Genomic DNA, 13,153 nt, shown 5'->3' with positions numbered 1-13,153 from the left:
TATAAACCAAATATCATGAAAAAATTACTATTATTTATTTTTACAATCGGTGCTTTAGCATTAAATGCACAGTCATATAATTTTTTAGGAGATTATGATTCTATGGGTACCCCACTTTATTTAGAAGATGAGAGAGATGTAGTTTCAGTTGCTACCTTAGAAATGATAAGTAACTCTTTACCTGAATCTTACCCAGTACCAGATTATAATCCTCAGTACATCACTGCTGGTTATGATACTGACATCAAATTAAGTAAAGATGCAGATGTTTGGATTACATTTATAAGTGAGGGTGCAGGTTATAGAAATGTATTAGGTTTTTATACTTATGATTTAGAGAATCCTCTTACAACAACTCCTGCCAAAGAAGATATTACAATCATATTTCCAAATGCTTCAGCTTTAGGAAGTGGAGGAGGACTGTTAGTAGGTGATAAAGTTAAAATTGGTTCTTTCAAAGCAGGTACAGGTATTGGTTGGGTACTTTTAGCTAATGCTTGGAGCCAAACTACTCAAACAGTAGGTAATGGCCATTGGCAACTATATTCCAACCCAGACTTTAATCCTGAAGCGAATGAAGATTTAAGATATCATAATGTATTATTAGCAGATCCAAGTAATGAGAGAATTATATTAGGTTTTGAAGACATTAGAAGAGATTATGGTTCTTGTGATAATGATTTTAATGATGCAATTTTTTATGTAACTGCAAATCCATATGAAGCGATGGATACTACAAACTATGCAGATATAGAAGATGCAACAGATGTTAGTTCAGCAAATGATGGTGGTTTAGAAAGTAATGGTGAGTTAGCAAACTTAATAGCAAAAAGAAATTTTAAAAGAGAGAAAGTAAAGCATAATTTAAACAAGAAAGCAAATCAATTAAAGTTTTCTAAGAGTGCGTATGCAAGTAAATCAAATACTACTTCTTTAGCAGATTATTTACCAGAAACAGGTATGTATAAAACTGAAACTGCTAAGGTTTCTAGTCCAGATGATTTATTAGGCATTACAAATGCAGTAGAAATATTCTCTTTGGATATGTATGAAGGAGACAAGAGAGTATCTGCTGTATTAGCAACATCTACAGAAGGTAAAATTTACGATCACTCTAAGGTTATTTGTGATCGATTAAATAACTCTAGCTTAGAAGATATTAGAACTGTAATTACTAGAGGTCATCAAATAATAGCTTCTAAAATTAAAAGAGCATCAGAAGATATAGAATACACGTTAAGTTTCTCTATAAAAACAGATGGTTCAGAATTCGAATTATTTAGTTTTTGGAATATTGATCAATATCCAGCAGGAAATTATCAAAACTTTCAAATCTGGGGTAGTTCATTTTCTCAAGTATTTGCAATTGCAAATCATATTATAGATACACATACTACAACAAATGGATTAAAAAGTACACAAGTAGACAACGTTTTACCTAATGTTTTTGTAAAGTCTGGTAAATATACAAATGGAGTATTAGAGTTAGAAATCATAAATAAGACAAAAGAAACATCATTAAATTTTGTGGGAAATATTGCTAAAACAGAATTGTCTGATTATGAGGAAATGAATGAAACGTATTGATTATCAGGTAACTATAATGAAATTTTAACAGTGCAAACTGGTGTTTTATTTGATATAGGTTTGTCTTTAGAAACGGCTTCATCACCACAAAAGGATGCCTTATATCTTGCAGATGGTCCTTGGGGATTAGATTATTTAGATAATCAAGCAACTGTTAGTGATTTTACAATTTCAACTTCAGATAGAGTATATGATGAATCTAACTTTGATGTAGATAGAAACGTATCTTTATCAGGAGAGGTAAAAGGTAACATTAACTTATTCAGACATTTATTACCTGGAGATCAATCAGTATTAGCTGCAGATTACAACTTTGTGAATGCAGAAATAGCAAATAATCAAGCAATTGAAATTGTATTAATGCAAGAAGATGATAGAACTTGGGAAAACAGATTAAGATATACTTTACCAGCAAACAACACAAAAAGAGCTGTAAGTATTGACTTTGATATGTTTAAAGATGCAAGTGGAAACTCAGCAACAATTACAAACGTTAAAACACTAGTATTTTCAGTAATAGGAGATTTCTCAACATACAAATCATTTGAAATGTCTGTAGATAATTTAGCATTAAGTGCTGCAGGTAATGTCTTATCTGCTGAAGACTTTGCAATAGAAGATGAAAATACCTTAGTTAATTACCCTAACCCTTTTGCAACAAATACTACAATTGTATTGCCAAATACTTCAGAATTTGTAAATATTAAAGTATTTGATTTATTAGGTAGAACTGTAGATGTTAAAAAGATTGCAACAACAGGCTCTAGTACTCGTGTAAACTACACAGCACCTAAAGTGAATTCAGGTATTTACAAATTTGTAATAGAAGACGATGCAAAGAGAGTTCATAAAGGAACTTTTGTAATCAAGCAATAAGAAGACTCATTGAAAGTGATTTAAATATCACAACAGAAACAAGAAAATTTTTCATAGTACCCTAAAATTTACCCTTATATAAAGACTAAAGTTAATTCTTTAGTCTTTATTTTTTATAGATAGGTTTACCTAAAAAGTACCATTTAAAACGTAAACCAACTTCAGTAAATGTAAATCCAGCTGCAGTTGCAGAGGCTATATTACTTCTTGTTCCATAAAAATTTAATAAACTACGCTCAGAGAATTTATAACCTAAGGTAGTTTGTATTCTATAAGTACCTTGTCTTTCATCATCTTCTATAAACTGAAAACCAGTAGCTGCAGTTAAACCATAAAACCATTCTTTTTCTTTAGCTGCGTTTTCGTCTTTAATTAAATTGATAAAAACCTCTACAGCATGAAACTTACTTGGACTAAAGTAAATGGTTGGCACCTGATTCTTAAAAGAAATATTTTGATAATTAAATCCACCCTTTAAAGATGGTTTTTTTAATATGTTATAATATAAAGAAGTAAACAATAAATTTCTAGTGTTACCATCATTCTGAGAGGTGTAATAATATTGTGTAAACCATCCTAAATTAAAGTTGGTATTCAAACTATAATTTAAAATATAATTATTCTGTACTATTTCTCTATCTATTAATTCTGCATTAAAATTTTGTATATCTCTTTTGTAACCAATAGATAAATCTTGTAATTTAAAAGGCTTAATATTTACACTTACATCTGCTAATAACTGATTAAAACTATTGTTCTCAGCTTCAGAAGAAGTAAATCCTAAGCTACCATTTAAAGTTAGGTTATTTAATAATTGATAAGAAGCTCCTAAAAGAATGTTGTTAGATTTTGCGTCTAAATTTAAAACATTATTTGATGTTGTTCTGTAATTATAAGAACCTGTTAATTTAAATTTGGTAGATAAAGGTAATTCAGAATTTACAGTGTAAGAATAGGCTTTGTTATTTCCATTATCAAAAGAATAAGCAGCTTTGGTTTCTACAAAGGGTGTAAACTGTTTGTCTAATGTTTTTATAAATTGAGTAGCATCTTTTTGTTTCTTATAAAAATCTAAAGTGTTATTCGCACTTTTATAAGCATTCTTATAAAAACCAGATGCTTTTAAAGCATTTGCTTTCCCTAAATTCCCATCAAAAGAGGCACTATCGTTTTCTAGAATTAAATTATAATCTTCTATACTTTTTTTAAAGTCGCTTTTATAAATGTTTAAAGTTGCTCTTAAACTTAACATCCAATTTTCTGGTTCATCTGCATTTGCAAATAATTCATCGATTTCTGATTTAGCTAGAGAATATTTATTATTCCATATTAAAGCCTGTATATACCTCTCTTTAGTTTGATTTTTTTCGGTTTCATTAGTACTTTCTGTAATAGACGCTAAAGCAAGCTCACTGGTAGCTAATGCTAATTTTTCTTTACCATTTATATGATGAGCCAATGCAATTCCGTTTAAAGATATCAGTTTGTTTTTTGGGTTTAAACCCAAAGTTTTATAGGCTTCTTTTGCCTTTTCTGGTTGATTTGATATCAAGTATAAATTGGCAAGATTCAGTAACGTTTCTTTATCATTTTTAAAACTTTTGAAATTTTCATTTAAAATTCGTTCAGCTTCATCATACTCCTTATCAGTTACTTTAGAGTTTGCTAAACCCAATCTCATGTATTTTTTACTAACTAATGCATTAAGATTTCCAGGTGAAACTTTAAGAGCTTTGTTTACGTAAACAAGAGCATCTTCATATTCTTTTAGGTTAGATAGTGTATTTGCATAACCAAGTAAAGCAGAAAAGCTTTGATCATCTTCATCTACAAGGTTTTTATAGTAAGATTTTGCCTTTTGAAATTGACTTCCCCATAAAAGAGACTCAGCATAATTCAATTTAACCTCAAAATCACTAGGATATTTATCCAACAATTCTGTAAAAATGGTAGTAGCTTTTGTTGCATTACCATTTAAACCAACTGCTCTACCATAACAAAGTTTTGCTGTTTTATTGGTTGGAAAATCTTCTAAAATTTGCTTGAAAAACACTTCAGCTTTTTTGTATTTACCTGTTTCTAAGTAAGTAAAGCCCTCTTTCATTTCTTGTGAAAAGGTAATTTGTGCAATGAATACTATTAGAATGAATAGGAGGTTTTTCTTTCGCATTTGTATTAATATTGATTTTTATGGTTTTAGCTATTAAATTATAACGCTAATCTAAAGGTAATTGTTTTTCATCGATAATTTAATTAAAAATTAGACATCTATTCGATATTTGTATAAAAAAAAAATCATGAATGCAACTATTAAATTAATACAGAGCAAAATAAAGCCAGAACAGCTCTTTATGCTAAGTGTTTTACTCGTTAATGGTGGTAACTATCTTTACAATTTAATACTAGGTAGATTTTTAGGTCCAGACAAATTTGCAGATGCAGCCATTTTAGTAACTTTCTTATTGGTCTTATCTTTTGTAGCCATGACTTTTCAACTAGTAGCTGCAAAATTTTCGGTTTTGTTCGAGAATAAAATTTTTAAAGCATTCATTTCAACCTTATATAAACGAGCATTTATTGTAGGAGTTGTTTTAGCCTTAGCTATTATTATTTTTTCTGCTGAGTTGCAGGAGTTCTTTAAAACATCTACTTCTAAAATGTTTTTATTATTTGGTATAGGTGTTCCATTTTATTTTTTAATGAGCGTAAATAGGGGAGTATTTCAGGGTAAACAAGAACTTACATTTTTATCTGTTACTTACCAATCTGAAATGATTAGTAGATTACTTATTACTTTTTCTTTACTATATTTTCTAGATTTTGATTCTTCTGTATTAATTGCAGTTGGAATTTTATGTTCTTTCGTATTTGGAATGTTTCCTTTTAAATATAAAATATTCTCTTTTAAAACCTCTTTAAAACTAGATATAGATAAAAGTAAATTGGTTCGTAATTTCTTTATTATTACTGCTTTTTACGAATTAACACAGATTATTATTAACAATAGTGATATTCTTTTAGTAAAACATTATTTCGATTCTTACGAAGCTGGTTTATACGCTTCTTTAGCTTTAATTGGTAGAGTTGTTTACTTTATTGCTTGGATGTTTGTAATGTTATTATTACCAACAGTAGTTCAGCTTAAAAAAGATGGCAAATCTACTTTACCAATTTTAATGAAATATGTAAGTTATATTGGTTTGATTGCAGCTTCTATTATTGTGGCTTGTTTCTTTTTTCCTGAGCAAATAATAAACGTTTTATTTGGTAGCAGTTATTTAGAAATAGCCCCTTTATTATGGAAATACGCTTCAGCTACTGGTGTGTTTGCAATATCTAACATATTCGCTTATTACTATTTGTCTTTAGATAAATATGTACCTGTGGTTTTATCTGGTATTTTTGGAATGTTACAAGTGGTATTAGTAACAGTTTACCATAATTCTTTGGCAGAAGTAGTTCATGTACAGATTATAGCAATGATCTTATTGTTATTGGTTCAATTAACTTATTTCTTCTTAAACCATTCAAAATCAGTAAAAATCAAAAAAACTATATAATAATACCATTCATCTAAAGTAAACTGTTCTTAATCTTTTATCGATCGAAAAAACAGTAGAAAAGAATGAAATTTGTATTAACTTAAAAAAAATAAAAATTATGAAACTTGCAATAGTAACAGCTTACCCACCAAGTAAAGTAACTTTAAACGAATATGCTTACCATTTAGTAAAAAGCTTTAGACAAAGTGAAAAGGTTACTGAATTAGTATTATTAACAGACGAAACCCCTGGAGCAAAAGATATTTCTTTCACAGAAAACGGATGTAAAATAACTGTTAAAGAATGCTGGAAATTTAATAGTTACAAAAACATTTTTAGTGTAACCAAAGCAATCTCTCAAGTAAAACCAGATTCAGTTTTATTCAACTTACAGTTTATGAAGTTTGGAGATAAGAAAGTAGTTGCAGCAACTGGTTTAATGTTACCATTAATTTGTAAGATGAAAAAAATACCTACTATTGTTTTGTTACACAACATTTTAGAGCAAGTAGATTTAGGTAAAGCAGGTTTTACAACAAATAAATTAGCACAAAAAGCATACAACTTTATAGGTACATCTTTAACTAAGTTAATTTTAAAAGCAGATTTAGTTGCTGTAACTATGGATAAATATGTAACCACTTTAGAAGAAAAATATAAAACAGGAAATGTAAAAATGATTCCTCATGGAACTTTTGAAATTCCTGCAGAACCTTCTCATGATTTACCTGAAGGACCATTAAAAATAATGACATTTGGTAAGTTTGGTACTTATAAAAAAGTAGAAAGAATGATTGAAGCTGTAGAAATGGTGAGAGCTTCATCTGGATTAGATTTAGAAATTGTTGTTGCTGGTACAGATAATCCAAATGTACCTGGATATTTAAAGAACGTACAAGAGAAATATAAGCATGTACCTCAGTTAAGATTTACAGGTTATGTAGAAGAAGAGGAAGTAGCACCATTATTTACAGAAAGTGCAGTAGTTGTTTTCCCTTATACATCAACTACAGGTAGTTCTGGAGTGTTACATCAAGCAGGTAGTTATGGTAAAGCAGTTGTTATGCCTAATTTAGGTGATTTAGCAACCTTAATTGAAGATGAAGGTTATAGAGGAGAGTTTTTTGCACCAGAAAGTACAGAGAGTTTAGCAAAAGCAATAGAAGCTATTGTAACAAATAATGATCATAGAATCCATTTGGAAAAAGCAAATTATGAAGCTGCAACTGCTTACCCAATGGAAAGAATAACTAACATTTATTTAGAAGAATTCGAAAAGATTGCAGCTAAAAAACAAGGTTCAGTAAAAAACGTTTCTACTATTTAGAAATGTGTTTAAAAGATGGTTTTTTATTCCCTTTAATGTCTATAAAACCAAATTCTTTTTGAGGATTTACTCTCCAAGGAAGTTTCCCTACAACTTCTGAGGGCACAGATTCAAAGTCATACAAAGTCCAAGATAAAAATGAAATATTATTTTTATTAAGGACTTTTTGCATTTCTTGATGATATGTTGCTTGTTTTTCTGGAGAACCAATAAAAGGTTTCCATAAACCACTATAAGAAGAAATACCAAATTCACCCAACACCAATTCTTTATTTGGTATTTGTTTTTTTAATACAAGATAATCATCTTCAAAATTGGCTTTATCTTCATAGTAATGAAAGCTTACAAAATCTAACTGATCACTTAAAATATGTGCACTTTCTGTATTAGACCAACCTACAGTTACTGCATGGTTTTTATCAATAGACTTTACTAAAATAAGCATTTGCTCTAACCAAGAAATTACGTTTTCTTTTCCTCTTTGATCAAAATCTAAATTAGGTTCGTTTTTTAAGTCCCAAGCCAAAATTGCGTTATGATCTTTAAAAGTATTTACAATTGTTTCTAGATGTCTTTGATTTAATGTCCAATCTAAAATGTCATAGTTACCATAAAAATCAAAAAGAGTAACAACTACCTTTAATTCATTTTTTTCTGCAGCATCTAAAACTTTTCTTAGTTTTTCTAATTTTTCTGGTAAAACTACAGCACTCCCAAAATCTTCATAAGGAATAAAAATACGTATTGAATTTAAACCTGCTTTTCGAATAATTTTAAAGTCTTTTTTTATGGTACGTAGTTTAAAATCATCACCAAACATATCCCAAGGAGTATCTTTTGGATAATAATTAATTCCTTTCATGGTAAAGTTCATAGGAACATTTTTCATAATAGGAGTAACAGGTTTAGAAGATTGCTTAACCATATGTCTTATTCTCCAAAAACCATCTTCTAGTAAAAGAATTACTTTGTAAGAGTTTTCTTCTGTGGTTTCAAAAACCAGTTCATCTTTTTTATAAAATTTCTTGTATTCAATTACTTTTTTATCTTCTAAAACAATTAGTTGACCATCTTCACTAAAAAATAAAATATCTGGTTTATGCTTAAATGTGGTAGATTCTATGGTTAAAGAATCTAGTTTGTTTTTGTCAATATTATCATAAAGATTAACTCTTGCACTTTCTGTATAAAAGTCTTCTATACCAGTTATATCATTATTTCTAAAGGCTACATTTTTTACATACCAAGCATCTAAATAATCGTTTTCTATACTATTTAGTACTTGATCATCCATTTCTCTACCTTCATTACCATTTTCTGCCCAGGTTAATTTGGGTAAATATTGCACTTCTTTTTTAACTTCGAGATGAAGTATTTTACTTCTATCTGCACCAGTATTTAAATAGGTAAAAAGAGAACTGATTAAAAAAGTGATCACTGAGATTACTAAAATGTAACTCATGATTAAAAATATTCTAAGCATATGTTTATTCGTTTTTACCATATTTTTTTAGACTCATAATTTTTCTCTATTCCAGCAGTATTTATTTTAAATGTATATACATCATCTTTATAAATGGCTTTATCTAGCTCAAAGAAAGCATACCCATCTCTAGAAGGTTTTATCATTTCTTCTATTTCTTTGCCCTTATAAAAAACCTTAAGAGTTATCGTTAATCCATCAGGAATCATTTGATTCATAAAACTTTTAATTGGGCCAATTTTAATTTTTCTGTTGCCTTCACTAAAAGTTACTGAATAATCTGTTATGGCTCTTTTATAAGATAAACTTATAGTATCACTTTCAGAAATTCCTGTAATAATTGCTTTTACATTCCAAGTTTCTTGAGCATCTGGATGCAGCATTTTCGCGTATGCTATTCCTTTTATGGTAGTTCCAGATGTTTTTAAAACATTGCCTGCTAAATTTTTTACAAAGAAATCTACAAAAGTACCATCACTTACAACATTTTCATTTTTATCTTTTATGATAGATGTATAAAATGTGGTTATTTGATTACCATCTGCATATTCATGAATTCTATCATAAAATATTTGAAAGTTTTCTGCAATTGCTGGCATAATATTAACATCAAACTCTTTAGAATCTAATTGCTTGGCTTTAGATGATAAAATAACTCTACCACTTTTTATTGGTGAAAATATTCTTCTATAACCAATTAAATTATTCGATTTTATGTCTATTTTTTCTTGTGATGTTAGGAATTGCTTATTAATGTCTATTTCAGTACCATCAACTAAAGGATTGTCTAAATCATCTGTAGGTATAACCACTAACATTGTATAATCTGTACCACCAGCTTCTATGCTTGGTGGCCCTAAATAGGTTTCCATCATTACAGGGTTCTCTTTTGGTAAAATAGAAATATTACCTGTAATTCTTTGTTTATTGGTAAATGCAGACCAATTTAAAACTCCCTTTTTAATAGCTAGAAACCTAGGAATTGCAAATGAATGGACGTCGTTATTAATTGTAGATTGTACTAAAGTGTTACCATAACTATTGGCACAGTATAATTGTAATGATTTAGTGTTAGTAGTTTTAAATTTTAGAACAATAGAGTCTCCAACAACATAAGTTGTTGTATCATTCAGTAATTTTATGTCAATAGAATTTTGAGCACTAACTAAACAAGTGGTAAAGAATACTATATAAAAAAGGATAGTTTTATAGCTCATCATTTAGGGTTACCAATATAATTATTCATTTCTATTTTTAAATATTGATACTTTTCATCATCTATTTGTAAGAGGTTGTTTCTATCATGATTTTCTATTCTATCTGCAATAATTTTTGCAGCAATATCCTTATTTGGTAAACCGTTTACATAACAATTGCTCATATCTGTACTTATTACTTTTAAAGTATCGTTCTTTAAAATAGGATAAGAAAAGTATTGTTTTCTTTGCTGACGAATACCATTCTTTAGAAACATATGATCTACCCAAACCATTTTCTTGTCTTTAGTATAATAGGTTACTAACAATTGAGGTACTGTAATTTCTTGCAGACCACTATTAAATAAAGTTCCTTTTACATTTTCTTCTTCTATTGCAACATTATTTAATACTACATTTTTATATAAATCAGAATTAGAAACATTACCTGCAGCCTGTAAATTAAACTTTGTTGGTTGCTCATTCAGTTCTATAGGAGTAAATTGATCAGGATCAAAAGCATTTGGAATAGAATCTTGCGTTTTAGACCAAGCTATCCCTTCAAAATTAATTCGAAAAGAACTTATTTCTTTAGGCATTAATTTATGTTTTATGTGATATTTTGCATTGTAAGTAGCTAATTCTTTATTGTCATCATTATACAAAGTACCTTTTATGGTAACATCTGATGGTACATTATCTATATTTTGAATTTCTCCAATAATGGCATAACTCTTATTGTGTTTTACTAATTTTGCTGATACAATTTCTAAAACAGGTTGTTTTAAAACATCTTCATGATAGGTTTGCTCTGTAGTAACTCTTCTTCTACCTTGATTAAAATAACCAGTAACATTATTAGAATACAATTGATCTGGAGGTAAATCTGAATCCAACTTTACAGGCTTTACATACCATTTGCCATTTCTACTCACAACAGTTTTATAATCAGTTCTATTTATTTTTTCTAAAGGTGTAATCCATTTGGTATCTACCTTTAATACTACTAAACTATCAGATTCTTTAATTCTTTCTGTTTCTATAGCATCTAATTTTGCATAAGAACTTAATAAACCATCTGTTACTGAGTTTTCTAGCATAAATTGAGAAATGGTAATATTACTTTCAGGATCTGTTAAAGAAAAACTTTTTTCAAATTCTTTAAAGTCTAAAGCATCATAATAAGAGGTTATTAAATTTTCTGGTGTTACTTGAGAATCATTCTTTAGATAGAACAGCCACATTCCATATCCAATTATGATAAATAGAATTAAACTCCAAACATGAATTATTCTTAAAAGGCCATTGGGAAAACCTTCTAACTTAATTCTGTACCTTAAAAACTCTGAATTAATTTTAATCTTAGACTTTAAATTACGATAGAATAGTGGTTGTATATTTAAGATGAATGCTATAAGTACTGTTGAAAAAGGCATTAAACCCCAAAGTATTTTTTGCCATTTAGAAACATCATCTTTTGGTAAAATAGAAGAAAGTGGAGGCACATTTAAGCGCTCCCAAACCATTATACCATTTTCTAATTGTGGTAAACGTTGCCAACCACAGAAGTAGAGTATAGGATCGTAAAATTTATCGTTAGAAAAAATATACTTTAAATTGTATTTTTCTGGTGTAGTTAAGAATTGTTGTAAAGAACCAATACCTGCAACACCTTTAAATTTAGAGTTTTCTAAACGTTCAATGGGTCTAGTAGTTAATTCTGGTAATCTTCTTGCAGAATGATAATTACCATCTACAGTCATTGCATTTGTTTGTGCAGAGAGCCAAGCCATTTGGTCTCCAAAACCTAGAGTTAAAAACCTCCATTTAAAATGTTGATCTTGATTTAAGAAGTTTACAATAGGTAACATCTTAATTTTTTGAGGTTGAGAAGGTCTAAAATATCCTAAACTCATGGTAAAAATTATCATGAATAAAAAGATAGATCCTAGGAACACTCCAAATAATCTATGATATACAGCACCATATTTTCTTTGAATAAGCTCTTTTAAATCTCCTTCTACAAATCTGTAGATAAACTCTCCAAAAAGAGGTAAAGCCATAATAGAGGCCCAAAGAGTAAATCTATCTAAGGTTAATATGTTAAATGCATTATCACCTAAAATCATTTTTGGTATTGGTGTAGAACCTCCTGTACCTAATATAACAAGCATTGTAAAAGATAAACCAAAAAATAAATACCTTTTGCTAAAATATCTGTAAAAGAAAAAAGGTAACATAAACATTAAAACTCCCCAAGGAATTAAGAAAAAGACCAAACCAGATGACGTGGTTTCTAAAAAATTATCTCTAGAACCATGTGGAATTGGTACTTGTGTTATTGGGTTGGCTTTAGAATTGATCCAATAAGGTAAAATGCAAAATATGATTAGAAATAAGGATGCAAAGCCAAAAGTTAAATTTTTCTTGAGCTGTTTAAAGAAATGTCGCAGAAAAACTTTAAACGTTATTTTTTTGTAGGATTTAACATCATCATAGGCAACATCCATTATAACCATACCTATTAATGGAAAAATAAAAAATACCATACCAAATATAGGAGTTACATGATGTGAGGTTACTGTAACCGCTATTAAAGACAATGAAGTTAGCAAAAATCTATACCTACCTGTTTTTAACCATAAATAGATTTCTGGTAAAGCATGCATTAGTACAGAAATACCAATAATACTTGGCAATTGCCCAAAAATGTGTAGAGTTTCTAAAAAAGAGGAGGAGAATACAGCAAGTATTGCTGCATAACCTGCAACAGATTGATTACTTGTCATCATTAAAGTAAATCTGTATACACCAGTAATAAAGAGTACAATAGCCACTAAAGCTACAGAGAACATACCAAACTTTAAACCTCCAATTAAAGATAGTGCTGCTATAGATTGATGCACTAAAGGTGGGTAGCTCATTACTGTAAACCCTGTATACCATTCATAATTCCATGGTTCAAACCAACTCCCTGAATAATGATCTGCAAAAAATAAATGTATTAAAGCATCATAAGTATATTCTAATGTAAAGAATATACAAGTACCATGAAAGGCGATACCTAACAATACAGCACTTATAAGATGTTTGTTCGAATTTTGCTTCATATAACTATAATGTAAAGATAAAAGATTTTAAG

The 13,153-nt window shown here is 29.0% G+C and carries 8 protein-coding genes; 4 read left to right on the top strand and 4 right to left on the bottom strand.

What is annotated here, in order from left to right; genetic code table 11:
* Positions 1–15: 15 nt before the first annotated feature.
* Positions 16–1,587 carry a DUF4114 domain-containing protein gene (locus tag LPB302_RS03380; RefSeq protein ID WP_231658739.1) on the top strand — a complete coding sequence of 524 codons (1,572 nt, stop codon included), beginning with the start codon at positions 16–18 and terminating at the stop codon, positions 1,585–1,587.
* 30 nt (positions 1,588–1,617) lie between these two features.
* Positions 1,618–2,463, top strand: coding sequence for a T9SS type A sorting domain-containing protein (locus LPB302_RS03375; RefSeq protein WP_231658738.1), 846 nt, complete (start codon positions 1,618–1,620; stop codon positions 2,461–2,463).
* Between the two features lie 106 nt (positions 2,464–2,569).
* Here LPB302_RS03375 and LPB302_RS03370 read toward each other — a convergent pair whose 3' ends face one another.
* The gene (locus LPB302_RS03370) at positions 2,570–4,633 is read right to left on the bottom strand and encodes a tetratricopeptide repeat protein (RefSeq protein ID WP_053974925.1); all 2,064 of its coding nucleotides are present in this window, start codon (positions 4,631–4,633) and stop codon (positions 2,570–2,572) included.
* A gap of 127 nt (positions 4,634–4,760) precedes the next feature.
* On the opposite strand from LPB302_RS03370, the gene LPB302_RS03365 reads away from it, so the two are divergent.
* Both LPB302_RS03365 and LPB302_RS03360 read left to right on the top strand, forming a co-directional pair.
* On the top strand, positions 4,761–6,023 hold the full coding sequence (locus LPB302_RS03365) for an oligosaccharide flippase family protein (RefSeq protein WP_053974924.1): 1,263 nt from the start codon (positions 4,761–4,763) through the stop codon (positions 6,021–6,023).
* Positions 6,024–6,123: 100 nt separating this feature from the next.
* Complete coding sequence (locus LPB302_RS03360) at positions 6,124–7,332, top strand: glycosyltransferase (protein ID WP_053974923.1); 1,209 nt, start codon at positions 6,124–6,126, stop codon at positions 7,330–7,332.
* On the opposite strand, the gene LPB302_RS03355 is transcribed toward LPB302_RS03360, so the two are convergent.
* From LPB302_RS03355 to LPB302_RS03345, 3 genes are read right to left on the bottom strand one after another with little or no spacing between them, the layout of a single operon-like run.
* Complete coding sequence (locus LPB302_RS03355) at positions 7,325–8,836, bottom strand: glycoside hydrolase 5 family protein (RefSeq protein ID WP_053974922.1); 1,512 nt, start codon at positions 8,834–8,836, stop codon at positions 7,325–7,327. The two genes, LPB302_RS03360 and LPB302_RS03355, sit on opposite strands and share 8 nt — an antisense overlap.
* Positions 8,830–10,035 carry a hypothetical protein gene (locus LPB302_RS03350; RefSeq protein WP_231658737.1) on the bottom strand — a complete coding sequence of 402 codons (1,206 nt, stop codon included), beginning with the start codon at positions 10,033–10,035 and terminating at the stop codon, positions 8,830–8,832. Before LPB302_RS03350 ends, LPB302_RS03355 begins: the two co-directional genes overlap by 7 nt.
* Positions 10,032–13,121, bottom strand: coding sequence for a putative glycosyltransferase family protein (locus LPB302_RS03345; RefSeq protein ID WP_053974921.1), 3,090 nt, complete (start codon positions 13,119–13,121; stop codon positions 10,032–10,034). The genes LPB302_RS03350 and LPB302_RS03345 overlap by 4 nt, the downstream gene beginning before the upstream one ends.
* Positions 13,122–13,153 lie beyond the last annotated feature (32 nt).

This window comes from Polaribacter dokdonensis (genome assembly GCF_024362345.1).
Classification (GTDB): Bacteria; Bacteroidota; Bacteroidia; order Flavobacteriales; family Flavobacteriaceae; genus Polaribacter; species Polaribacter dokdonensis.
Note: the sequence above shows the minus strand (reverse complement) of the source record. Positions and strands in the feature narration are given on the sequence as shown.